The following is a 23092-nucleotide window of genomic DNA, read 5'->3' as shown; positions in this document are numbered from 1 at the left end:
GTCAATCCGGTTAAGGGTACAGACGGTACAAGAGCCGCGGGAATGCGATGGTCTCGCGGACGTGGTCCAGGCCGCAGATCCAGGCAACCGTACGCTCCAGTCCCAGGCCGAAGCCGCTGTGGGGCACGGTGCCGTATTTGCGCAGGTCCATGTACCATTGGTAGGCTTCCTTGGAGAGGTTATGCTCCTGGAAGCGCTCCTCCATCAGGTCCGGATCGTCGATCCGCTGGCTTCCGCCGATTATCTCGCCATAGCCTTCCGGCGCGATCATATCCGCGCACAGCACCACTTCCGGCCGGTTCGGATCCGGCTTCATGTAGAACGCCTTGATGCTGGTCGGGTAGTGAGTGATGAACACGGGCTTGTCGTAGCTTTCGGCGATGGCTGTTTCGTGCGGTGCGCCGAAATCCTCGCCCCACGGAATGTCATGGCCGTTATCCTGCAGGAACTTGATGGCTTCGTCATAGGTGATCCGCGGGAACGGCGCCTTGATGTTCTCCAGCTTGGAGATATCCCGCTCCAGCGTCTCCAGCTCCTTGCGGCAGTTGGCGACGACGGATTGGACCACATGGGACACGAATTCTTCTTGAATCCGAAGGTTCTCCTCCAGATCCACGAAGGCCATCTCCGGCTCGATCATCCAGAACTCGATCAAGTGCCGGCGAGTCTTGGACTTTTCCGCCCGGAAGGTCGGACCGAAGGAATAGACGCGGCCCAAGGCCATCGCGGCAGCTTCCATGTAGAGCTGGCCGCTCTGAGTCAGGAAGGCATCCTCTTCGAAGTACTTGGTGTGGAACAAGTTGGTGGTGCCTTCACAGGACGACGGCGTCAGGATCGGCGGATCCACCAGCTTGAAGCCCCGTTCGTCGAAGAACTGCTGCACCGCCCGGATGATTTCCGAACGGATGACCAGAATCGCCCGTTGGCGGGGGCTCCGGATCCATAAGTGACGGTGGTCCATCAGGAAGTCCACACCGTGCTCCTTGGGGGTAATCGGGTAATCCTGCGCAATCTGGATGATCTCGATGCCGGTTACGGTCATTTCATACCCGCTTGGGCTGCGGGGCTCTTCCCGGATCGTTCCGGTCACGTACATGGAGCTCTCTTGGGTCAAGGACTTAGCGGCGTTCCATACCTCTTCCGCCACCTCGCTCTTTACCACAACCCCCTGTATGTATCCGGAGCCGTCACGCAATTGAAGAAATACGATCTTACCGCTTGAACGCACATTGTTCAGCCAGCAGCCGATGCGAACGGATTCGCCGACATGCCGGTTTACTTCCCGGATCAAGCATTGTGCCGCCATGATGAGATCCTCCCAAGGGTGGTGAAGTGGTTTATTGGTTGACCAGAGTGTTGCTGACAATCTTCAAGGTGTCGCGCGCAATGACAAGCTCTTCGTTGGTCGGGATGACCATGACCTTCACGCGGGAATCCGGCTTGGTGATGACGCGGGGGTCGCCGCTGCGGATCTTATTCAACTCGGGATCCACATCCACGCCCAGCCATGTCAGCTGCGACAGAATGTTCTCGCGCAATCCGGCTGCATTCTCGCCTACGCCGGCGGTGAAGACGATGGCGTCCACGCCGTTCATAGCCGCTACATACGCGCCGATCTGCTTGCGGATGCGGTACTCGTACATCTCGTAAGCCAGCTTGCAGTTTTTGTCGCCCTCCAGCATCCCCTTCTCGATCTCGCGCATGTCGCTGGAGCCGCCGGAGATGGCTTGAAGTCCGCTGTGCTTGTTGAGCATGAAGTTCACTTCGTTCAGGCTCAAGCCTTCCTTGCCCATGACGAACGGCACGATAGCCGGGTCGATATCACCGCTGCGGGTACCCATCATCAGGCCTTCCAGCGGGGTCATGCCCATGGAGGTGTCGTAGGACTTGCCGCCCCATACGGCCGTGACGGAGCCGCCGTTGCCGATATGGCAGGTGATGATCTTGCTGTCTTCTACCGGCTTATCCAGCATCTCAGCCGCTACCTTGCTGACATAATAGTGGGAGGTGCCGTGGAAGCCGTACCGGCGGACCTTGTGCTTCTTGTACAGACGCAGCGGCAGCGGATACATGAAGACCTTATCCGGCATGGTGGCATGGAACGCGGTATCGAATACGACAACCTGCGGAACGCCAGGCATGTTGGTTTCACAGGCATTGATGCCCATGATATGCGGCGGGTTGTGCAGCGGCGCCAGATCGAAGAGGCTCTTGATGCCGTTCTTGACTTCGTTCGTCACGAGCACGGATTCGGAATAGAGGTCGCCGCCCTGCACCACGCGGTGCCCTACGGCTTCGATCTCGTCGATGGAGGCGATCACACCGCTTACCGGGTGCAGCAGAATATCGACGACCTTCTTGATGGCCACGTTGTGGTCCAGAATCTCGGAAACTTCCTTCACTTCCGGCTTGTCGGTAGGCTCATGGACGAGAATGGCGGTGTCCATCCCGATCCGCTCCACCCGGCCCTTGGCCAGAACGGATTCGTCGCTCATATCATAGAGCTGGTACTTCAGAGAAGAGCTGCCTGCGTTGACTACCAAGATTTTCATACCCGGTCACCATCCTTATTATAACGGAAAAATCCTTGTCCGACTTTGGTTCCCAATTGTCCTGCGCGCACCATCTGCTTCAGCAGGAAGCTCGGACGGTACTTGATGTCGCCGAACTCGCGGAACATGCCTTCCATAGCGGCCAGAACGGAATCCAGACCGAAGCGGTCGCACATTTCCAGCGGGCCATAGTGGAAGTCATATCCGATCCGCATGGCGGAATCGATGTCCTCTGCGGAAGCGACGCCTTCGGCCAGGACGTGCAGCGCTTCGTTGATCAGCGTGCACACGAGGCGGGTGGTGACGAAGCCCGGGGACTCATAGACTTGGATGCCCTTCTTCGTAATCGTTTCTTCCACGAATTCGCGGGTCAGCTGATAGGTTTCTTCGGAGGTCTTCAGGCCGCGGATGATCTCCACGAGATCGATCTTGGCAACCGGATGCAGGAAGTGCATGCCGATGACGCGGTCCGGACGGTTGGTCTCGGAAGCCAGCTGGGTCAAGCTCAGCGTGGAGGTATTGCTGGCCAGAATGACGTGAGGCGGGCAGATGCTGTCCAGATCGCGGATGACTTCACGCTTGGCGTCCAGGTCCTCGCTGATGGTCTCGATGACCATATCGCATTCGGCAATGCGGTCCAGAGCGTATACCTTATGGATTTTGGACAGGATCAGTTTCTTCTCCGAAACGGTGATCGCCCATTTCTCGATTTGTTTGTCCAGACTTACGACGATCATGTCCCAAGCTTGGTCCAGCTTCTCGGGAGTCTTCTCCACGAGAAATACTTCCAGACCCTTGACGGCCAGCATCTCGGCGATGCCTTGGCCCATGGTTCCTGCACCAATAACGCCTATCCGTTTAAATTGCACTCTTCTCACCCATTCCGTGGATTTATATATCATTATGCCCGAGCGGCGATTCCGAAGCCCTCTTCACATTGTGCGCCAAGAGAATGCTTCCGATTCGCAAAGAAAAAGCCTCCGGACCAACAGGTCTGGAAAAGCTTCTCTGCCATCAGCTATCATACCATTTTTCACGTGAAAATAGGGATTGATTTTTCAAACGTTCGATATTTCGACAAACAAAAGAAGCCCGGCGCCTATCGGCGACGGACTATTGTGAACTTCATGTGAGCATTAAGCAGATTCGTGGAGCAATCCGGTCTGCTCCTGCAGCATGTGCCGGAACTGGTCACCCGACAGGGTTTCCTCCCCCATCAGGATGTCCAGGGACTGGATGAACACCGTGCGGTGCCGTTCGAGAAGCTCCCGGGTGCGGCGCGTCAGGTCCTCCATGATGGCCGCATTCTCCTTCATCAGCTCTTCCTTCGTCGTCATCTCGCGGTCGATTATGCCCAGACGGGTCAAGCCGGCGTCCATCATCGTCTTCACCATGTTGATGGCCTGCTCGAAGTCGTTGCGGGAGCCGGTGCTCCGGCCGCCGTAGAACATCTCTTCGGCCACGGCGCCGCCCAGGGCAACCATGATTTTGGACTCGATGTATTCCTTGGTGTAGAGATACTGCTCCTTCTGCGGATTGTGGCGCACATAGCCCAAGGCTTGCCCTCGGGGGCTGAGCGCAACCTGGGAGACGGAGCCCGGGTTCAAGAGCTCGGCGGCAATGGCGTGGCCCAGCTCGTGGTACGCTACCCGCTCCTTCTCCTCCCGGGTGGATTCGCGGTCGGACTTCTCGCCCAGCATCACCTTGTCCACCGCCAGCGACAGATGCTTCTGCCCGATGATCTCCAGGCCGTCGCGAAGCGCGTAGATGGCCGCCTCGTTCATCACACTCTCCAGCTGTGCCCCGGAGAACTGGAAGGTCTCGTCCGCCACCCGGTCCAAGAGCACCTCTTCGGCCAACGGCTTATTCTTCGCATGGATGTTGAGAATATGCATTCGTCCCTTGCGGTCGGGCAGATCCACCGTAATGTGGCGGTCGAAGCGACCCGGACGGAGCAGGGCGCTGTCCAGCATCTCCTTGCGGTTGGTCGCCGCCATGATCAGAATCCGGGGCGTCTCAGCCGTATGGATACCATCCATCTCGGTAAGCAGCTGGTTCAGCGTCTGGTCATACTCCCGGTGCTGGCCGCCGGCACGCTTGCCGCCGATGACGTCAATCTCATCGATGAAGACGATGGCCGAATCCTTGCCTTCCTTCTGAGCGCGGGAACGGGCGTCCTTGAACAGGTCCCGCACCCGGCTGGCGCCAACGCCGACATACATCTCTACGAATTCGGAGCCCGACGCGGAGACGAATACGGAATTGGTATAATGGGCCGCCGCCTTGGCCATCAAGGTTTTGCCGGTGCCCGGAGGGCCCTCCAGCAGAATCCCCTTCAGAGGACGGATGCCCAGCTTCTTGATCTCTTCGTGCTTGATCAGGAAATCCAGCGCTTCCTTCAGCTCGTGCTTCGCCCGGTCCTGTCCGCCGATATCGTCGAAGGTGAGATACGAGGGGGTCCGGGACTTCGCCTTCCGGTCCGCCGTGGCCCCCATGCCGGCACCGGTACGAGCCCGGTTCATGAGGAACAATGCTGCTACGATGACGGACATGAAGAGCACGGGGACGACGTTCAGGCCGATGAAGGCAAGGAACGCGATCACTACGGGAATGACGCCGATCAGGATCTCTTTGCCATATTTACTCATTAGGCCACACTCCCATCTTGGCGGGGGTCCGCGGCAGTATGACGAACTTGGCGTACTCGCCTTGCGTCAGCTTCACGTACACGTTCTTCTCGTCCATCTGGGATTCCACCTTCAGCCCCTGCACGAGGCCGGCCTTCTCCTCCAGGCTGACGGGAATGGATGCATAACGGCTGGTTTCCATGGCTTGAGCCACATCGAACAAGGCGCGGGACCACCAGGCCTCCAGCTCCGAAGAGCTGTTGCTGTCCACATGGATCTGCACCTCACGGTCGCCAGAGATGTCGGCGGCCCGCTTCTCTATCTCGTGAACTATTTCACTTAACTGGGCTTGGGGATTGAGCTTCACGTTGAATACGACCTTGTTCCCGATCTTCGCTTCAGAGCTTTCAACGCCGGGTGTGCCGTTCAACGCTTGATTGAGCGGACTCTCCATCGCCACGCTGTGGTAAGCGAACCAACCGCCGAACAAGATGGCGCTGGAACCCACTACAGCCAACAATAAGGGAATGAGTTTCAGTTTCAAGGGAACGTCCCCCTTTCTATAATAAAAGCAATATGATAGTTAATGTAGTGAACAGCAACATAGTCTGAGTATAGCATAGCAGGCGCCGCACGTGGCGATGTAATGTGTGGAAACCCAAGGAGCAGCGCGGTTGCGGAGGAATTCTTAGCACAGCCTGGCAAATGTAAAAAGCTCCGCCCGGGTCAAGCCGCCGTCGGATTGTTCATCCTTAAGCGGCTAGACCGGGCGGAGCCTCCGGCTCCGGGATCTGGCGATCTAGCCCAGCCGGAGCGTATCGATCAGCACTCCGTCGCCGAACCGGTAATAATCATAGAAATATCGGGTCTTGCCGTCCATCTCCCGCTGGTAATATATCTCCCAGACGTAATCCTGATCCAGCTTCCCCGGCGTCGCACGCAGAACCTTGGCTTCCGGAGCGGCTCCCAGCACCTTGTCCACAGCGGCCTGCTTCGTAATCCCTTCGGATTCGTAAGCGGCATACCGCTCGTGCTGGCTTACCCATACGATCATCTTGTTGCCGATCTTGTCTTCCCCGTAGACGATCATATAAGGCTCCGTCCCCACATATGGCTCGACCCGGTCGGCCTTGACCAGCATCGTCTCTGCGTAAGCCGCCTTCACGGCCTCCTTCTTGCTGTCCCACTCCCCGGCAATGATCCGGTCCATGAAGATGTACGTGCCGGCCATAACCGTCAAGACGGCCAGAAAAGCTGCCAGGAGCAACGATTTTTTCCTGCGCATGGTTAGTTACCTCTTCCGTATGGCTCGTTCGTCAGCTTCCGACAAGCGCTTCATACCGCTGCTGGAATTCCCGGATGATGCGCTCCTCGTCTAAGGTCAGGCATTCGCCGTCCTTCACCGTCCGCTTGCCGTCAATCCAGACGTCGGATACGTCGCCCGCCGAAGCGGAATAGATAATGTGCGACACATAATCAGACTTGGGGAAGAAGTGGGGACGGTCCGAACGCAAGGCGATGAAGTCCGCTTTGTAGCCTGGGCGCAGCATCCCTGTATCGTTCAGCCACACCGACCTGGCGCCGTCCAAGGTACCCATGCGGAGTGCGGCTGCAGCCGGCACCGCCGTCGGATCGCCGCTCACCCCTTTATGGATGAGAGCGGCCAACCGGGCTTCCTCGAACATGTCCAGGTTATTATTGCTGGCAGGGCCGTCTGTCCCCAGGGAAACGAGAAGCCCCGCCTGGAGAAGCTCCGGCACCCGGGCAACGCCGCTTGCCAGCTTCAGGTTGCTGCCCGGATTGTGGCTGACTCGAACATCGTAGCGGCAGAGAATGTCAATCTCTTCATCCGTCAGGTGCACGCCGTGTGCCACGAGACAGGGACGGGAGAAGACGCCGAGCTTCTCCAGATGGGCGACGGGACGGGCTCCGTATTGGGCCGCGTTCTCCTCCACCTCTCGGAGGGTCTCGGACATGTGGATGTGGATCGGCAGATCCAGATCATGTGCCGCTTGGACGATCTTCTCGATATAGTCAGGCGGACACGTATACGGCGCGTGGGGGGCCATCATCGTCGTGATCCGGCCGCCGGCTTGGCCGTTCCATTCCCGGGCGAACCGGGAGGCCTCCTCCAGCTTGGCTTGCTGCACGTCGGGCGGACACAGGCCGATGACGCCGCGGGTTAGCACCGCCCTCATGCCTGATTCTTCAACGGCCTTGGCCACCTCGTCCATGTGGTCGTACATGTCGACGAAGGTGGTAGTGCCCCCTTTCATCATCTCAAGAATGGAAAGCAGGGTTCCCGCCTTCACATCCTGTGCCGTAAATTTGGCTTCGTTCGGCCACATTTTCTCCTGCAGCCAGACTTGAAGGGCCAGATCGTCGCCGATGCCCCGGAGGAGAGACATAGCGGCATGGCAGTGGGTATTGACCCAGCCGGGCATGAACAGACGTCCCTTGCCGTCCACAATCTCCTCTTGCGCTCCGGACGGGGTGTACTCCCCCTCCTCCAATGCGGCGATGCGGCCGTTCTCGACGGCGATATATCCTTTCACCAACGGACGTGCAGCATCCGCCGTGACAAAAATGCCATTCTTCACGATCATCCGTGACATGAACGTATCGATCCTTTCCTTAGGGGTATCCAAGCTTCTGCCTGCTTCTTCCACTCTACAATGAGAACGGGTCATAAATCAAGAACTGCCGGCATCGTCTTTCACCACCGGAACAAAGTTCATGGTTCGCTCCATTGCATAATGTTGAGAGGATATGGTATTTTAAGAGTTATGGACAATTAGATTAGGCTTCGCCGGTAAGGCAAGCCTTGGAGGTTTTGGACATGGCGATAACCAACAAGAAACAAGACGAAGATTTCTACGTGCTGCTCACCCAATCCGCCGAGAACACTCTGCAAGCGGCCCATGTATTCCGACAGGCGATGATGGGAACCGAAAGCCCTATGGCTTTTCTTCAAGAGCTGCGCGACCTGGAGCATAAGGGGGATACCATCACCCACTCCATCTTCCGCGGCTTGAACAAAGTCTTCATCACGCCCATTGACCGTGAAGATATCCTTGCTCTCGCCAGTAAGATGGATGACGTCATCGACGGCATCGAGGAATGCATCGCCCGATTCGATTACCTGAATGTCGAGAAGACTGACCACTACATGAAAGAATTCTCCGCTGTGCTCGTTAACGCCTGCCAATACATTCTGGACAGCGTGAAGCTCCTGTCCAAGAAGAAGTACATGCAGATCACCGAATTCACCGTGAAGATCAACAGCATGGAGAACGAAGGCGACCGTCTGCTGCGCGAAGGCATCCGGGAGATCTTCCGCAATCCGAAGGACCCGTACCACGATTTCAAGCTGAAGGAAATGTACGAGCAGCTGGAGCTAACCACCGATGCCTGCGAGAACGTAGCGGACATTCTGGACGGCGTCGTACTGAAATACGCATAAGTTTCCACAAAGAAGGCTCCCCGATAATCATCGGAGAGCCTTTTTCTTATGGGTTCCCTCTATTCGTCGAGGTAGTACGCCAAGCTCTGCAGATCCGTGGTGAAATCCGCGTTATGCACCCGGATATCCGACGGAACCTTGATGATGGCCGGCGCGAAATTCAGGATCGCTTCCACGCCGCCGCGTACGAACTCATCCGCCACGTTCTGGGCGTCTGCCGCAGGTACGGTGATGATCCCGATCCGGATTCCGTCCCGGTGGATGCATTCCGCCAATTGGGCCATGGGCTGCACCTTCAGGTTGTTAATCTCGGTCCCCACCTTGTCCGGGCTCGAATCGAAGACGGAGACGATCTTCATGTTGTCCTTCAGATAGACGTTATAATTGCATAGGGCTCGGCCCAGGTTACCGGCTCCGACCAGAGCGACGGCAATGTTCTGGTCCAGCTTCAGAATCTGCCGAATCTTCTCGATCAGGTAATTGACATCATACCCGATGCCCTTCTTGCCGAATTCGCCGAAATAGGCCAGGTCTTTCCGGATCTGGGCCGGATTCAGCTCCAGCTTGTTTCCCAAGTCCTGGGAAGAAACGGTCTGTACGTTCTTTATATTCAATTCGTTCAGGAATCGAAGATAAACCGGCAAACGGCGTACTACCGCTTCGGAAATTTTCTCGGTCTTCACTGCTCTTCCCCTCCCATCCATTCGGTAATCCGCGGCACCAGCTGGGCCGTGGTCATGTGCTCAATCTTCGGCCCCGGCAAGGAGTACAGAAAATGCTTGCCGTATGCCGTGTCGATCACCCGGGTATCATAAACGATGACGATACCCTTATCCGTCGCGGTGCGAACCAGACGCCCGAAGCCCTGCTTGAAGCGGATCACCGCTTGGGGCACGGAATATTTCATGAACGGATTCTGGTTATTTTTCTTGTATACCTCGCACTTGGCTTCCACCAGCGGATGATTCGGCGGCTGGAACGGAAGCCGGATGATGGCGAGACACGACAGGGCATTGCCCGGAATATCCACGCCTTCCCAGAAGGAGCTGGTTCCCAGCAGAACGCTGGCGGCATGCTCCTTGAACATTCGGGTCAGCTTGCTGCGGTTCCCGCTGTCCAAGCCCTGGCCCAGAACCTGGATGCCGGAAGGAGCCAGCTCCTCCTTCAACCGTTGATGGACGGCCTTCAGCATCCGGTAAGACGTGAACAGAACCAGCATCCGGCCGCCGGTGGACACCGCCACCTCCCGCAGCGACTCCGTCAGCTTCTCTACGAAGTAGGCTTCGCCGGAATTTCCCTTGATATTCGGAAAATCCCGCGGCACCACCAACAGCGCCTGCTGCCGGTACTGAAAAGGCGACGGAAGCAGGACGGTCTTCAGCTTCCCGGAGGGATCCTCCGGCTTAAGTCCCAGCTGTTCGCAAGTATAATGAAATTTCTTGTCGACGGACAAGGTTGCGGATGTCAATATTATACTCTTTTTGGCGTCAAAAAAGAACTGCCGTAACATTCCGCTCACATCTACCGGTACGGACATCAGCTGAACGGACTTGCTCTTGAACTGTGGGCTGGCCTCCAGCCAGTAGACATCATCCTTGTTCTGCATCTGCATGAACACGTGAAGCGTATCCCGATGGCGCGCCAGATCCTTGGAGGCGCCGTTCAGGTCCGTCACCAAGTGCTGGATGCCCAGCTCCTCCTGGACATCCTTCCAATCGGACAGCAGCCGGTCCAGCAGCTTGACCGCTTCCCCCAGACCGATGTAGAGGTTGTCCTCGATGACCCGTAGGGTATCCCAGCTTCTAGGCAGCGAGTCCGGCTTCACCCGGTACACCAGCTGACCACCCTCGGTAGCCCCTGCATCCGCCGCTCCGGTCCCGATCAGATCATAGAGCACTTGAGCCAGCTCGTCCCAATGCTCCTTGGCTTCCACGAGCTGCTCCTCGATGTCGTGTATGGTGCGCAGCCATTTGGCCGCTTTTTCGGAGCCGTCCGCTTCCTGCTGAAGACGGATGGTCACGGTAGGCAGAAGTCCGGACTTGTTATCCTTGTACAACCAAGTCAAGGTGTGCACCATGGAGAAATAGTGAAGCTCCAAGCCCAGATGCTTGCTGGCGACCTCCTCCAGATGGTGAGCCTCATCAACGATCAGATGCTCATAACCGGGCAGCAGACGATTTTCCGCCTTTACGTCGGTAAACAGCAGCGAGTGATTGGTTATGACCAAGTCCGCCATATGGGACTGGTTCTTGGCCCGGTGATAGAAGCACTTGCGGAACCAAGGACAATGCCGGTTCAGGCAGGAATCCGCATCGCTAGCCACGTCCTGCCAGAAGTCGTTAGCCTTGGACGTCAGGTATAACTCTTCATCGTCCCCATAGTGGGTACCGCTCAGCCAAACCACCATCTGGGCCGCCGTAATCCGGTCCTCCCGGCCGTTCTCGAAGTCGAACTGGTTCACCTTGTTCTCGAACTTCCGGAGACACAGATAATGGTTACGTCCCTTCAATACCGCTGCCTGGAAAGGAATGGGGAACAGCTCCTGCAAGAGCGGCACATCCCGCTGACGCAGCTGCTCCTGAAGCTGGATGGTATGGGTGCTTACGATGACCTTCTTGTCTTCCTTGATCCCGTAATAGAGGGAAGGAATCAAATAAGCCATCGATTTGCCGGTACCCGTACCGGCTTCGATCATCAGGTGCCGCTCCTCCTCAAAGGATTCCTGCACCTCATGAATCATCTGCTCCTGAGCCGGCCGCGCTTCGTATCCGGGGAACCGTTCCTGCATCCGGGCCGTGAAGGCTTCATAAAATTCGTCGAAGGGCTTGTCGATCCATTCCGTACCCGCGCCTTCGCGGGGAGGCTTCTCATCGCTCCAATCCTCCACATTCAAGGCGAATTGGCGGAAATACCGGCTCGCATCCGGATCCTCCGCCAACGTCGATTCCTTCCAGCTGCGCAGCTCCTGCAGGAACCAGCTCAAATCCGTCGTTTCCACCTCGAAGAGATAAGCGATCCGTTGAACCGTCAGCAGATCAAGCTCCTCGATCCGCTCCAGAATCCGGATCCACAATAGCCCAGTCGCTTCCGCATCCGAATCTGCTTGATGAGGCCTCACATGAGGAATGCCCAGAGACTGGGTCACCATGGAGAGGGACAAGCTGCCGAGAGACGGGAACAGGATCCGCAGCAGCTCAAGCGTATCCAGCACCCGGCCGTTGAACGGACGGTAGCCGGAGATGTCCAAGGCCCGCTGCAGGAATCCCAGATCGAATGGAATATGATGCCCGACCAGGATCGCATCCTCCAGATAGGGCTGCATCTCCGCCATCACCTGTTCCACAGAAGGCGCATCCTTCACCATCTCGTCGGTGATACCGGTAAGTTCACAAATAAAATCAGGTATACGGGTTCCCGGCTTCACCAAGGAAGTATACCTGGATATGATCTCATTATTCTCGACCACGACCAGCCCGGCTTGAATGATCTCGTCGGAAGGCTGATTGCCTGTCGTTTCGAAGTCAATTACGGCGAATTTCATTCTCCCCGTCCAATCCCTTCTTGCGTGATCCATAGCTCTTATTAGAATACCAAATCCGAAGGGGTTATGGGAAGAACAAATGATGTCAGCTCCGTTTGCTCCAGGCCTTCAGATGCAGGGCCGGCTCCACCGAGCCGGGGTCCGCCGAGTGGGCCAGACGGAAGTATTCCATCGCCTTGTCCATGTTCTGGTTCTCGGCCTGGATATAGCCCATGGCATTGTACGAAATGGCTTTCATTTTCCCGTCGTCCGTCAAGGGCACGAGGAACTGGAAATGCCGGTACGCATCCGAATATTCACCGCAGCGCAAATAGGACATAGCCAGATAAATCCGTGCCATCAGAAAGTCCGGCTGGAGCTGAACCACCTGCTCGAATTCCTCAACGGCATCCCGGAACATATGCAGCTTGTAATAGCCTTGCCCCTTAGAGAAGGAGCCCTCGGTCGATTCCTTCACGGCCGAAGCCGCAACGGGCATCGCGTATTCCGTGTGTACCGAAGAGTGTGATGGATGCCCATGCGTCTCCGCTTCATCGTCCGGAGCGGCTCCGGCGGTCCCTGTGAGCTTGCCCATCTTCTCCTCGAACAGCAGCCATTCTTCAATGCAGGTGTCGCTCATGGCCTTCAAGACCGAAAGCCGTTCTTCCAGCTCGGCGCGTTCTGCGCCGCTCGCCATCGGCAATTGCGTGATGATGTCATCCAATGCGTCATTCATCGATGCAAAGAGCTGTTTGAACATGGGGCACCTCCACCTTGCGAATGAGTTATGTCGTACCTTCATTCTTTGTTACGGCGGAGGGTTTCATACTTGCGGTCCGGTGCCATTGCTTCCAATGCCGCTTCGTTTACAGCAGGACGGTGGAGTGGGGCTCCTGCTCCAGCGTGTTCACCGGCTTGTTGGCTCCGTCCAGGATGGCGATCTTCGGCTTGTGGCTCCGTGCCTCTTCATCGGTCATCATGGCGTAGGAGATGATGATGACGGTATCCCCCACGTGAACGAGACGAGCCGCGGCACCGTTCAGGCAGATGACTCCCGAGCCCCGGGGCCCGGGTATAATGTATGTTTCAAGACGGGCACCGTTGTTATTGTTTACGATCTGGACCTTCTCGTTCGGAAGCATGTCCACCAGATCCAACAGATCCTCATCGATGGTGATGCTTCCGACGTAATTCAAGTTGGCCTCAGTCACGGTGGCACGGTGCAGCTTGGCTTTCATCATGGTACGGAACATGGCTCTCTCCCCTTACGGTTCGTTCTGTGGTTCACTCTATATCTGAAACAGCCGGTTGTCGATCAGCCGGGTCCGGCCGAACCGGACTGCCAAGGCGATAAGAAGCCGTGTCCCTTCCAGCTCGGTTGAAGGAAGATCATAGGCGGGCCGGATGGACGGGTAATCCATGATCTCCACATAGTCGATATCTGCCAAAGGGGAAGTCCGAATGTGGGCTTCGATCAAGGCTTTGACCGAGCGGTAGTCGCCTCCGCATTCCGCCAGCCAGCCTTCGGCCAGCTGAAGCGATTGGGACAGTACGAGGGCCTGCCGGCGCTCCTCCCCGCTCAGATACACATTCCGGGAGCTTAAGGCCAGCCCGTCGGATTCCCGGACGATGGGACAGGGAACGATCTGGACCGGAACGTTCAGATCCTCCGTCATTCGCTCGATGACCGCCACCTGCTGGGCATCCTTCATCCCGAAGTAAGCGCGGTCCGGCTGAATGATGTTGAACAGCTTCGTCACGACCGTCGACACCCCGTCGAAGTGACCGGGCCTCGATGCTCCGCAGAGCAGGTCCGTCACCTCGGCTACGGCAACCTTGGTTTTGACCGTCTTCGGATACATGGCGCTTACATCGGGTAGGAACACCAGATCCACCCCGTTGTCCCGGGCGACCTGCAAATCCCGTTCTTCGTCCCGGGGATACCGGGAGAAATCTTCATTGGGGCCGAACTGAAGTGGATTGACGAAGATACTCAGCATGGCGATGCCGTTCTCCGACCGTGCCTTGCGCAGCAGACTGGCGTGCCCTTCGTGCAAGTATCCCATCGTGGGAACGAAGCCCACGGTGGCCTCCTCGTCCCCTCTCCTTTTCTTCAGCTCTTGTATGGCTGCCCGTACTTCAGGCACCGTCCTTGCGATCTGCATGGTTCCCCGTCTCCGTTTCTATATGTCAATTCAAGCAAGATGAAGTCAGATTATTCTTTGCCGCCATAGAGGTAAGACATGACCTCCAGATCCCCTTTGAACACGTTCTCCTCTTTGGGGAACTTGCGTGCCTTAACCTCCTGCACATACTGTCCGATGCCGCTGCGGATCTGGCTTCCGATATCCGCATAGGCTTTGACGAATTTCTTCGGCCGGATGCCCGAGCCGTACTGGAGAATATCGTGATACACCAAGATTTGGCCGTCGCAGCCCACGCTGGCTCCAATGCCGATGGTCGGGATGGTGAGCTGGGAAGTGATCATGCGGGCCACCTCTTCGGTAACCAGCTCCAGCACTACGGCGAATGCGCCCGCTTCCTCCAGAGACTTGGCATCATCCAGCAGCTTGCGCATCTGCTTGGAGTCCTTGCCTTGAACCTTGTATCCCCCGATCTGGTAGACGGATTGAGGGGTCAGGCCGATGTGGCCCATTACCGGCACCCCTGCTTGGGTACAGGCCTCCACCGTATGGGCGATCTCAGCGCCGCCCTCCAGCTTGATGCCCTTGCACAGGCCTTCGCGCATTACGCGTCCTACATTTCGGAGAGTCTCATCAATGCTGCCATGGTAGGTCATAAACGGCAGGTCGGTCACGACGAAGGCCGACTTGGCCCCGCGGGTCACCGCTTTGGTATGATGGATCATATCCTCCAGTGTGACCGGGATGGTGGAATCGTAGCCCAGGACCACATTCCCCAGGGAGTCCCCGACAAGGATACCGTCCACTCCGGCTTCCTCCGCCAACATGGCGGACGGGTAATCATAAGCGGTCAGGAAAGCAATAGCCTCTCCATCCTGCTTCATCTTCTTCAGCTTCGTTGTCGTTACCGGCTTCCGGTTCTCCATCTTCCCCATCTCCTTCTAATTTCAATAAAAAAACCTTCCCGCCGAAGGAAGGCCGAAAGGTTCATCAAAGACATGGGTATCCTGTCTTATGATCCCTTCTGTCTCGGTCCTTGCGGCTCAGAGCAGAATCCGATATAAGCGCGATGCGGGTATAGGGTTCCCCAAAGGGGCAGGTTTCAGTGCAGCTCCTTGCGGATGCCGCCTTACCTGCATCATAAACCAAACAACGGAAAAAAGCTACTGTTCCGGACCATATTTTCGGACATGATGTTAATGGCCCAGCCGGCTCTTCCCCTCGCAAACTGGATTCAACGCGCTCCTGGCAGCTCCGTATCGGCGGAGTAAACGGTCTTCAGCGTCCCGTCCTGCTGCCGCACGATCAGCCCGCCCCATTCGTCCAAGCCTACCGCCTCGCCTTCATAGGTCCCCCCGTGGGCGATCATGCGGACCTGTCGGCCAATGGTCGCGGAGGACGCCTCCCACAAGGTCCGGATCGGTGCGAAGCCCTGCTCCCGATAGAGCTGGAACATCTCCTCCAGCTGGAAGAGGAACGAGGCGATCAGCTCGGCCCGGTCCACTTTGGCGCCGGACTCGATCAGAAGCGACGTCGCCTTCTCCTTCAGCTCCTCTGGATAATCCTCGGCCTCCAGGTTGCAGCTGATGCCGATCCCCGCCACAATGTATTGCAGCGCTTCATTCTCCGCGCTGGATTCCATTAAGATGCCGCTGATCTTGCGTCCGCGAAGGAGCAGATCGTTAGGCCACTTGATTCCGGGCGAGACGCTGGGAACCGTCTTCCGGATGGCGCGGCACAGCGCAACGGCTGCAAGCAGTGTCATATGAGGCATCAAGTGCAGCGGAATGTCCGGACGAACCACCAGACTCATGTAGATGCCCTTCCCTTTGGGGGAGTGCCAATGGCGCCCGAGGCGTCCCCTTCCCGCAGTTTGGCGCTCCGCTACGACCAGGGTCCCCTCAGGAGCACCCTCGCGAACCAGCCGTTGGGCGACGTTCTGAGTCGAATCCACCTCATCGAAGATGTGGATGTTTCGGCCCAGCAGCCGGGTCGCCAAGTACTCTTCGATCCGTTCCTGCGTAAGACGGTCCGGAGCAGACACCATCCGGTATCCGAGCCGGGGGGCGGCCTCGAAGATGTAGCCCTCCTCCTTAAGCACCTGGATGTGCTTCCAGACGGCGGTACGGGAGACGTTCAGCTCGCGGCTGATCTGCTCCCCGGATACATACTGCGTCCCCGCTTCCTCGAACAATCGGATCAGTCGCGCATTCATTGCGTCCCTCCTTCCTTCTCGAGCTCAGCCGCGCAGGCCAGCAGATCCGCCTGCACGTTTGCGACGCGGCCCAAGGCGGCAAGCTTCAGGAGCGCCGCCATGGTCCTGCTGACCCAAGGCCCCGCGGGGCGGCCGGCCTGCCGGATAAGGTCCTGTCCGGCCAACGCCAGCTCCTTCAAACCCGCCGCCGGCATAGCCTGCAGCCACCCTGCACCGTGACGGAGCAGCTCCGGAACGCAAGAGGCTCTTCCGATTCCCTCGGAATGGAGGCCCTCCTCAATGGAAAGCCAGTCCAGCCCCGCTTCCTTGCCGTACCGAAGGACCGCCAGCTTCCAAGCATCCTCCAGACTGCATGCCGGCACCTCCTCCACCGTGTGAGGCCATTCTGCTTCGCAATGGGCCCTCACCCAGCGGCTGATCTCCAGGACCTTGGCGATCCGCTCCATATCCTTCACGGAGAACGTCAGCCCCCGCATCAGCTGGCGGGCTTCATCCGGATCCAGCGAAACGAGCAGCATCAGAAGCATCCACCGGTGGAGGGGCGCTTCCAGACGGTCCAGCACAGACAATCCGGCTGGCGCTTCCTCTTCCGTCATGCCGGTGTAAGTCCAATTCAGAGCTTCCTTGGTGCAGGTCAGCAAGCCGCTGTCGAGGAGCAGCTTGATGCCGCGGTAAGGGTGACCTCCCGCAAGCATCCGGTCCAGCTCCACCCTCACCCGCTCCATGGCCACATGCCGAAGCAGCTCCTTCCGAAGCAGGACGGCCTCCCAGGTCGCCGGGTCCACCTGCAACGCATAGGTAGATGCAAATCGGACGCACCTCATCATCCGAAGAGCATCCTCCTGGAACCGGTCCTCGGCTTGTCCGACACAGCGGAGCACTCCTCGCTGCAGGTCATCCCTGCCGCCGAACGGATCCCGAATGAGGCCGTGCCGGTCCATGGCCATAGCGTTGATCGTAAAGTCCCGGCGCCGGAGGTCCTCCTCCAGCTCAGAGATGAACTGCACCTCCGATGGACGGCGGAAATCCTCATACCCGGACTCGGTGCGGTACGTCGTCACCTCGAAGGGCTCCCCCTCCTGCATGACGGTTACCGTGCCGTGCTTCAGACCGGTGGGAATGGTCTTCTTAAACAGACCGACCACCTCGTCCGGAAGGGCCGAGGTGGCGATATCGATATCTTTGACCGGCTTGCCCAGAAGCTTATCCCGGACATAGCCTCCTACGAAGAAGGCTTCATGTCCGGCCGCTTCCAGTGCTTCCAGCACGGTCAATCCTTTTTGCTCCAGCTTATTCCATTCGGTCAAGGTCATTACCCCAAACAGCTGATTTTGTCCGGATGAAGCTCCCGTTCGGGAACGGAACGTCCCAGCACCCGGTAGTATATGTTCTCGTATTCCCGCATGATCCGGTCGTTGCAGAAGGTGAATCTGGCACGGTGCAGACAGTTCTCCACCACCCGGGCGTACAGCTCCGGGTCCGACAGCAGCCGCACCGCGTCGGCCGCCATTTTGTCGGTATCCCCCATGGGAGACAGGAAGCCGGTCTCTCCGTCCGTCACCAGCTCCGGGATGCCGCCCGCCATGGAACCGATGGTCGGAACGCCGCAGGCCATCGCCTCCAGTGAGACCAGACCGAAGCTCTCCTTTTCGGAGGGCAGGAGCATCAGGTCTCCCAAGGAGATCACCTCCGCCACGTCATCCTGCTTGCCGCAGAAGCAGACCCGATCCGCCAGTCCCAGCTCCTTGACTCTGGAGATGACCTTCGGCAGATCCGGCCCTTCTCCTACGAAGAGCAGGCGGGAAGGGAGCTGCTCATTGACCTTGGCGAAGATCTCGACGACGTCCAGCACCCGCTTGACGGGACGGAAATTGCTGATGTGCATCAGGATCTTCTCATCCGGATGGGCGAACTCCTCGCGGAGCTTCTTCACATCTCGGGGGTAATAGACCCGTTTGTCCACGAAGTTGTAGGTGAGGTCGATGGGCCGGTTCACGTGCAGCGTATCCCGGGTTTCCCTGATCAAGTCCTCCGACACCGCCGTCACCGCATCGCTCTGGTTGATCGCATACCGGATCAGATCCGATATGGATTCGTCCTGGGCCAGCACCGTGATATCCGTACCATGCAGGGTGGTCACCACCTTCAGATGGTCTCCGACCATCTGCTTGGCCATAAGCGCGCAGACCGCATGGGGAATGGCATAGTGTACATGGAGCAGGTCCAGATTCTGCATCTTGGCCACCTGCGCCTGCTTGCTGGCCAGGGACAGGTCGTAAGGGGGGTACCGGAATACATAATAATCGCTGACTTCCACCTCGTGGAAGAAGATGTTCTTATCGAACCGGCCCAGGCGGAAAGGTATGCTGTGCGTAATGAAATGGATCTCATGCCCTTTCTCAGCCAACAGCTTGCCGAGCTCCGTCGCAACGACGCCGGAGCCGCCTAGAGTCGGATAGCAAGTAATGCCGATCTTTAATTTATCGCCCATTCCGCATCCACCCTTCCCTTCGGTTATTGTGTAGCTTACCGGAACAAGTCGACCGTGTAAGGCAGCGCGGAAACGAAGCCTTCCGCATAGGCGGTACCCAGCTTCTGGCCCAGAAGCCGGTCGCGCGCTTCCACGCGCTCCAGGTAATCTTGATTCAGCGGCGTGGCCACGTAATCATTGCCGGGGCCAGCCGTTGTGAATTGGGAGCGGTAAGCCGAGAGCGCCTCCGTCTTGCGGTCGTATTCTTCCGTTACGTTCACGGCCAGATCCGCTTCAGCCACATCATTAATAAAATAATAATAATGCCGTTCCACCGTTACGGGGGCGGATTCCGGCAAGTAACGGCGCAGCTTCGCATTGAACACCGCTTCCTTCACCAGCCGGCTGCACATGACATGATCCGGGTGCCGGTCCTCCCAGTACGGGGCGAAGATGATCCGCGGGCGGACCCGCCGTATCTCCAGTGTAATCGCTTCGATCTGTTCCTTGCAAATGAACAAGCCCCGGTCCGGCAATCCCAGGGATGAGCGGTAGGCCAACCCAAGGATCCTGGAGGCATCCTGCGCCTCCCGTTTCCGCTCCTCCACCGTTCCGTTGGAAGACATCTCGGCATGGGTCAGATCGCATATGCCAACCTTGAGTCCGGCCTTTGTATGCTTGGCGATGGTGGCTCCCATACCGATCTCGGCATCATCCGGATGGGCTCCGAAGATGAGAATATCCAGTGCTTCCGTCATTCGGCCCCACCCGGCTTATACTTATGTACCAGCTCCCGCCATGCGAAGTCCCCGCGCTCCAGAGCCTTGATCAGAATCTCCGCCGTAGCGATGTTGGTTGCCACCGGAATCCCCTGCACGTCGCACAGACGCAATAAGGCGGTGATGTCAGGCTCGTGAGGCTGCGCCATCAGCGGGTCCCGCAGGAAGATGACCAGATCCATATCGTTCTGCGCTACCAGAGCTCCGATCTGCTGGTCTCCGCCCAGCGGCCCCGACATGAACCGGTGCACCGTCAGCTGGGTCTGCTCCATAATGCGCTGTCCCGTCGTACCCGTGGCATACAGCTTGTGCCCGTTGATGAAGACATGCTCGAAGGCAACGGCAAAATTCACCATCTCATCCTTCTTGCGGTCGTGTGCGATCAATGCAATGTTCATTGACATCCGGATCTCTCCCCGTCTCTCCTACTACGAAAGGACAGGAGCGCCGCTCGTGTCCCTTCATGTATCTGATCTCTTAATCGATAAAATGCTCGAATCCGTAGACCATGCCCTGATAGGTCATGACCTTCTTCACGGCAAGGTTGACTCCCGGCATATAGCCCGCTCTCTCATAGGAGTCGTGGCGGATCTTCAACGTCTGGCCGTGCCCGCCGAAAATAACCTCCTGCTGGGCGAATACCCCCGGCAGGCGCACGCTGTGGATTCTAAACCCATTGTAGTACCCGCCGCGGCTTCCTTCAATAGTTTCCTCTTCTTCCGGATTTCCTTGGCGGAGCTCCCGGCGGTTGGCGGCGATCAGCTCCGCCGTCTTCACCGATGTGCCCGATGGGGCATCCAGCTTCTGGTCCCCGTGGAATTCGATAATCTCCACATGCGGCATATACTTGGCCGCTTGAGCCGCGAATTTCATCATCAGGATGGCACCGATGGAGAAATTCGGTGCGATCAGTCCGCCGATGCCGGCCTCCTGGCACAGCTTGTCCAGCTCCACAATATCCGCCGGAGTGAATCCGGTGGTGCCGATGACCGGACGGACTCCATATTGGATGGCCAGCTTCGTATTGCCCACCACTGATTTCGGAGTCGTAAAGTCAACCAGCACGTCCGGTTTGGTCTCAAGCAGAGCCTGCTCCAGACTGTTGGACATCATGACGCCGCAGGGTCCCATACCGGCCATCATTCCGGCATCGATCGGATTACTGGAGTTGTCCACTGCGGCGGCAAGGCGAAGCTCCGGATCGTCCAGTACCATCTTCACGACTTCCCGGCCCATCCGGCCGCTTGCCCCTGCTACCGCAACTTTAATCGTCCCGTTCATGCTGCTTCACCTGTTCCTCTCGTTTGTTCGATTTGGAGTGCATCCATTGAGAATGTGATGATGTTATGATTCGCTCAGCATTACAGCCAGCTTCTTCTTGTATTCCTCCAGAAGGGCGGCTGCTCCCGTATGCAGAGGGTTCAGCTTCTGCGCTTCCTGCATAGCCCGCACCGCTTCCGGATATTCTCCCAATGCGGCACTGGCCACCCCCAAGAGCATATAGGCCTCGACCGATAGCGGGTCTAACCGGACGGCTTCCTTCAACAAGGCTACGGCCATATAGAGCTGTCCGCTCTCTTGGCTGAAGGCGGATTCGGCTTGCAGGACCCGTTCTCTTGCTTCCAGCCGCTGCAGATGGATCATATAGGACGGATCGTCCGGAGCCAACCGGTTTGCTGTACGGGCATGCGTTAAGGCTTTGACTAACCGATTGCTGCGTGCGCAGGTAATCGAGAGTCTATAATGAAACGAGGCATTGTCCGGCTCCATGGCAATGGCCTTCTCGAACCAGTCGATGGCTGATTCGAAGTCACTTGCCAATATGGCTTGATAGGCTTCCTTGATATAAGCTTCACCGTTCATGCGTGATCCCACCCCCTTTGGCGAACCAAGTTGATGGTACAGCATATGCGCATCCTTAGGACTCGGTGTTCCGTTTCGTCCACCGGTCCGCGTCGCGGGTGTTGAACTTATGCATCACCTTGTCATGGGCTTCCGTCAAATCCAGCCCCAAGGAATTGGCAAAGCATACGATGATGAACAGGATGTCTCCCAGCTCCATCTCGATGGAGTTGTCCTCTTCATCGGGCTTCTTCGGCTTCTCGCCGAACCGGTGATTCACTTCGCGGGCCAGCTCTCCCACTTCCTCCGTCATCCGGGCCATCATCGAGAGCGGGCTGAAATAGCCCTCCTTATATTGGGAGATGTACCGATCCACTTCCCCCTGGATGTCCTTCAGTGTTTTTTCCGACAAAAAGCTGCACCTCGCTTACAGATTATTAGTTAATTTTTATTCCATGTTAACGCAAAGATGGAGCGAACACAACGCAAACAAGAAAAACATTCCTCGCGGTCCCGTTTTGGTAGACGAAACGCAAAAAGGGTATAATGGATGGAGCATCCATCCGTCATACCCTTGCCGAACTTATGAAAGGAGAACCTCCATTGAATACGGGAACCCGCTGGAACACGATTCAGAGTCTGTTTTTAATTGTTCTGGGAGCCGCCGTGTATTCCTTCGGCCTCCACTATTTTGTCATCTCCAACGAGCTGATGGAAGGCGGCGTAACCGGCATCGCCATTCTCTTGAAATATGCGGCGGACCTGCCGCCCTCCATAACCAGCCTGGTCTTGAATATCCCATTATTCCTGCTGGGGTGGAAAACACTAGGCAAGCAGCAAATGGGCTGGACCGTGCTGGGCACCGTGTCGGTTTCCTTCTTCCTCTGGATCATGGAGGTTTGGATTCACGCCGGCTGGATCAAACCCTTCCGCGCGCCGGATGACAACCTCCTGGCCGCCCTGTATGCCGGTCTGACCTTGGGGGCCGGTCTCGGCCTGGTCTTCCGGTACGGCGGGACCACCGGCGGCGGCGACATTCTGGCACGACTCGGGAATAAGAAGATGGGCTGGAGCATGGGACAAGTCATTCTGGTCTTCGACGCGTTGGTCATCGGCGCATCCTTGATCTACCTGCCCCAGGAGAAGGTGCTCTATACCTTGGTCTCCGTCTTCATCGCCACCCGGACCATCGATTTCATCACCGAGGGGGCCTATGCCGCCAAAGAATTCACCATCATCACAGACAAAGGCGAGGAGATGGCCCAGACCATTACGGCTGAGCTGGAACGGGGCGTCACTCTCTTTCCCGCTCGTGGGGCTTACTCCCGAACCGAGAAGAACGTGGTGTACTGCATCGTAGGCCGCTCGGAGGTCCACCGTCTCAAGGTGCTGGTCCGGAGCCTGGATCCGATGGCCTTCATGATCATCAGCGACGTCCATGATGTATTGGGAGAAGGCTTCAAGCCGGAATAACCGTGCC

Annotated in this window: 23 protein-coding genes; 2 read left to right on the top strand and 21 right to left on the bottom strand. The window is 57.4% G+C overall.

Translation table 11 applies throughout. The annotated features are described in order from the left end of the window. Positions 1–10: 10 nt before the first annotated feature. From asnS to ACSEXW_RS08235, 7 genes are all read right to left on the bottom strand, one after another. Positions 11–1306: an asparagine--tRNA ligase gene (gene asnS / locus ACSEXW_RS08265; RefSeq protein ID WP_438445654.1), complete on the bottom strand. Its 1296-nt coding sequence runs from the start codon at positions 1304–1306 to the stop codon at positions 11–13. A gap of 31 nt (positions 1307–1337) precedes the next feature. Next, on the bottom strand, positions 1338–2552 hold the full coding sequence (locus ACSEXW_RS08260) for an acetate/propionate family kinase (protein ID WP_438445653.1): 1215 nt from the start codon (positions 2550–2552) through the stop codon (positions 1338–1340). Beyond that, positions 2549–3421, bottom strand: coding sequence for a 3-hydroxyacyl-CoA dehydrogenase family protein (locus ACSEXW_RS08255; protein WP_438445652.1), 873 nt, complete (start codon positions 3419–3421; stop codon positions 2549–2551). Before ACSEXW_RS08255 ends, ACSEXW_RS08260 begins: the two co-directional genes overlap by 4 nt. Before the next feature lie 267 nt (positions 3422–3688). Continuing rightward, complete coding sequence (locus ACSEXW_RS08250; protein ID WP_438445651.1) at positions 3689–5200, bottom strand: AAA family ATPase; 1512 nt, start codon at positions 5198–5200, stop codon at positions 3689–3691. Then, positions 5193–5723, bottom strand: coding sequence for a hypothetical protein (locus tag ACSEXW_RS08245; protein WP_438445650.1), 531 nt, complete (start codon positions 5721–5723; stop codon positions 5193–5195). Before ACSEXW_RS08245 ends, ACSEXW_RS08250 begins: the two co-directional genes overlap by 8 nt. A 255-nt stretch (positions 5724–5978) precedes the next feature. Then, entirely contained in the window at positions 5979–6464 is a 486-nt protein-coding gene (locus tag ACSEXW_RS08240) for a cell wall elongation regulator TseB-like domain-containing protein (protein WP_438445649.1), read from the bottom strand. Positions 6465–6495: 31 nt separating this feature from the next. Further along, a complete protein-coding gene (locus tag ACSEXW_RS08235) occupies positions 6496–7794 on the bottom strand; it encodes an amidohydrolase (RefSeq protein WP_438445648.1) in 1299 nt (432 codons plus the stop codon). A gap of 224 nt (positions 7795–8018) precedes the next feature. On the opposite strand from ACSEXW_RS08235, the gene ACSEXW_RS08230 reads away from it, so the two are divergent. Then, complete coding sequence (locus ACSEXW_RS08230; protein WP_438445647.1) at positions 8019–8642, top strand: DUF47 domain-containing protein; 624 nt, start codon at positions 8019–8021, stop codon at positions 8640–8642. 59 nt (positions 8643–8701) lie between these two features. Here ACSEXW_RS08230 and ACSEXW_RS08225 read toward each other — a convergent pair whose 3' ends face one another. The 14 genes from ACSEXW_RS08225 to ACSEXW_RS08160 all read right to left on the bottom strand — a co-directional run bounded on the left by ACSEXW_RS08225 (position 8702) and on the right by ACSEXW_RS08160 (position 22024). Next, positions 8702–9325, bottom strand: coding sequence for a redox-sensing transcriptional repressor Rex (locus ACSEXW_RS08225; protein WP_438445646.1), 624 nt, complete (start codon positions 9323–9325; stop codon positions 8702–8704). Then, a complete protein-coding gene (gene dinG / locus ACSEXW_RS08220) occupies positions 9322–12183 on the bottom strand; it encodes an ATP-dependent DNA helicase DinG (protein ID WP_438445645.1) in 2862 nt (953 codons plus the stop codon). The genes ACSEXW_RS08225 and dinG overlap by 4 nt, the downstream gene beginning before the upstream one ends. 85 nt (positions 12184–12268) lie before the next feature. Next, positions 12269–12922 carry a tetratricopeptide repeat protein gene (locus ACSEXW_RS08215; RefSeq protein WP_438445644.1) on the bottom strand — a complete coding sequence of 218 codons (654 nt, stop codon included), beginning with the start codon at positions 12920–12922 and terminating at the stop codon, positions 12269–12271. 106 nt (positions 12923–13028) lie between these two features. After that, positions 13029–13415 carry an aspartate 1-decarboxylase gene (gene panD / locus ACSEXW_RS08210; RefSeq protein WP_438445643.1) on the bottom strand — a complete coding sequence of 129 codons (387 nt, stop codon included), beginning with the start codon at positions 13413–13415 and terminating at the stop codon, positions 13029–13031. 36 nt (positions 13416–13451) lie between these two features. Continuing rightward, the gene (panC, locus tag ACSEXW_RS08205) at positions 13452–14327 is read right to left on the bottom strand and encodes a pantoate--beta-alanine ligase (protein WP_438445642.1); all 876 of its coding nucleotides are present in this window, start codon (positions 14325–14327) and stop codon (positions 13452–13454) included. Positions 14328–14377: 50 nt separating this feature from the next. Next, positions 14378–15232, bottom strand: coding sequence for a 3-methyl-2-oxobutanoate hydroxymethyltransferase (gene panB, locus ACSEXW_RS08200; RefSeq protein WP_438445641.1), 855 nt, complete (start codon positions 15230–15232; stop codon positions 14378–14380). 308 nt (positions 15233–15540) lie between these two features. Continuing rightward, the gene (locus ACSEXW_RS08195; protein WP_438445640.1) at positions 15541–16521 is read right to left on the bottom strand and encodes a biotin--[acetyl-CoA-carboxylase] ligase; all 981 of its coding nucleotides are present in this window, start codon (positions 16519–16521) and stop codon (positions 15541–15543) included. Continuing rightward, the gene (locus tag ACSEXW_RS08190; RefSeq protein WP_438445639.1) at positions 16518–17828 is read right to left on the bottom strand and encodes a CCA tRNA nucleotidyltransferase; all 1311 of its coding nucleotides are present in this window, start codon (positions 17826–17828) and stop codon (positions 16518–16520) included. Before ACSEXW_RS08190 ends, ACSEXW_RS08195 begins: the two co-directional genes overlap by 4 nt. 5 nt (positions 17829–17833) lie before the next feature. Beyond that, positions 17834–19012 (bottom strand): N-acetyl-alpha-D-glucosaminyl L-malate synthase BshA, encoded by a 1179-nt coding sequence (bshA, locus tag ACSEXW_RS08185; protein WP_438445638.1) that lies wholly within the window; start codon positions 19010–19012, stop codon positions 17834–17836. Positions 19013–19047: 35 nt separating this feature from the next. Next, entirely contained in the window at positions 19048–19749 is a 702-nt protein-coding gene (gene bshB1 / locus ACSEXW_RS08180) for a bacillithiol biosynthesis deacetylase BshB1 (protein WP_438445637.1), read from the bottom strand. Next, a complete protein-coding gene (locus ACSEXW_RS08175; protein WP_438445864.1) occupies positions 19746–20168 on the bottom strand; it encodes a methylglyoxal synthase in 423 nt (140 codons plus the stop codon). The genes bshB1 and ACSEXW_RS08175 overlap by 4 nt, the downstream gene beginning before the upstream one ends. Positions 20169–20247: 79 nt before the next feature. Beyond that, positions 20248–21051 carry a 4-hydroxy-tetrahydrodipicolinate reductase gene (dapB, locus tag ACSEXW_RS08170; RefSeq protein ID WP_438445636.1) on the bottom strand — a complete coding sequence of 268 codons (804 nt, stop codon included), beginning with the start codon at positions 21049–21051 and terminating at the stop codon, positions 20248–20250. A 63-nt stretch (positions 21052–21114) separates the two neighbouring features. Continuing rightward, positions 21115–21633: a tetratricopeptide repeat protein gene (locus ACSEXW_RS08165; RefSeq protein WP_438445635.1), complete on the bottom strand. Its 519-nt coding sequence runs from the start codon at positions 21631–21633 to the stop codon at positions 21115–21117. Between the two features lie 55 nt (positions 21634–21688). Then, positions 21689–22024 carry a nucleotide pyrophosphohydrolase gene (locus tag ACSEXW_RS08160; RefSeq protein WP_438445634.1) on the bottom strand — a complete coding sequence of 112 codons (336 nt, stop codon included), beginning with the start codon at positions 22022–22024 and terminating at the stop codon, positions 21689–21691. Positions 22025–22215: 191 nt separating this feature from the next. Between ACSEXW_RS08160 and ACSEXW_RS08155 the strand changes: the two genes are divergently transcribed. Beyond that, positions 22216–23085: a YitT family protein gene (locus ACSEXW_RS08155; protein WP_438445633.1), complete on the top strand. Its 870-nt coding sequence runs from the start codon at positions 22216–22218 to the stop codon at positions 23083–23085. Positions 23086–23092 lie beyond the last annotated feature (7 nt).

The sequence above is a fragment of the Oryzibacillus soli genome (genome assembly GCF_051594765.1).
Classification (GTDB): domain Bacteria; phylum Bacillota; class Bacilli; order Paenibacillales; family NBRC-103111; genus Paenibacillus_AR.
The sequence above is the reverse complement of the archived record's forward strand: the minus strand, read 5'-3'. Positions and strand labels throughout refer to the sequence as shown.

Coding starts and splice junctions, on each gene's coding strand:
- ACSEXW_RS08230 (WP_438445647.1), top strand. CDS start 8,019: ATGGCGATAACCAACAAGAAACAAGACGAAGATTTCTACGTGCTGCTC.
- panB (WP_438445641.1), bottom strand. CDS start 15,232: ATGGAGAACCGGAAGCCGGTAACGACAACGAAGCTGAAGAAGATGAAG.
- panD (WP_438445643.1), bottom strand. CDS start 13,415: ATGTTCCGTACCATGATGAAAGCCAAGCTGCACCGTGCCACCGTGACT.
- ACSEXW_RS08240 (WP_438445649.1), bottom strand. CDS start 6,464: ATGCGCAGGAAAAAATCGTTGCTCCTGGCAGCTTTTCTGGCCGTCTTG.
- asnS (WP_438445654.1), bottom strand. CDS start 1,306: ATGGCGGCACAATGCTTGATCCGGGAAGTAAACCGGCATGTCGGCGAA.
- ACSEXW_RS08235 (WP_438445648.1), bottom strand. CDS start 7,794: ATGTCACGGATGATCGTGAAGAATGGCATTTTTGTCACGGCGGATGCT.
- dinG (WP_438445645.1), bottom strand. CDS start 12,183: ATGAAATTCGCCGTAATTGACTTCGAAACGACAGGCAATCAGCCTTCC.
- bshB1 (WP_438445637.1), bottom strand. CDS start 19,749: ATGACGGAAGCACTGGATATTCTCATCTTCGGAGCCCATCCGGATGAT.
- ACSEXW_RS08215 (WP_438445644.1), bottom strand. CDS start 12,922: ATGTTCAAACAGCTCTTTGCATCGATGAATGACGCATTGGATGACATC.
- ACSEXW_RS08250 (WP_438445651.1), bottom strand. CDS start 5,200: ATGAGTAAATATGGCAAAGAGATCCTGATCGGCGTCATTCCCGTAGTG.
- panC (WP_438445642.1), bottom strand. CDS start 14,327: ATGCAGATCGCAAGGACGGTGCCTGAAGTACGGGCAGCCATACAAGAG.
- ACSEXW_RS08195 (WP_438445640.1), bottom strand. CDS start 16,521: ATGAATGCGCGACTGATCCGATTGTTCGAGGAAGCGGGGACGCAGTAT.
- bshA (WP_438445638.1), bottom strand. CDS start 19,012: ATGGGCGATAAATTAAAGATCGGCATTACTTGCTATCCGACTCTAGGC.
- ACSEXW_RS08165 (WP_438445635.1), bottom strand. CDS start 21,633: ATGAACGGTGAAGCTTATATCAAGGAAGCCTATCAAGCCATATTGGCA.
- dapB (WP_438445636.1), bottom strand. CDS start 21,051: ATGAACGGGACGATTAAAGTTGCGGTAGCAGGGGCAAGCGGCCGGATG.
- ACSEXW_RS08175 (WP_438445864.1), bottom strand. CDS start 20,168: ATGAACATTGCATTGATCGCACACGACCGCAAGAAGGATGAGATGGTG.
- ACSEXW_RS08260 (WP_438445653.1), bottom strand. CDS start 2,552: ATGAAAATCTTGGTAGTCAACGCAGGCAGCTCTTCTCTGAAGTACCAG.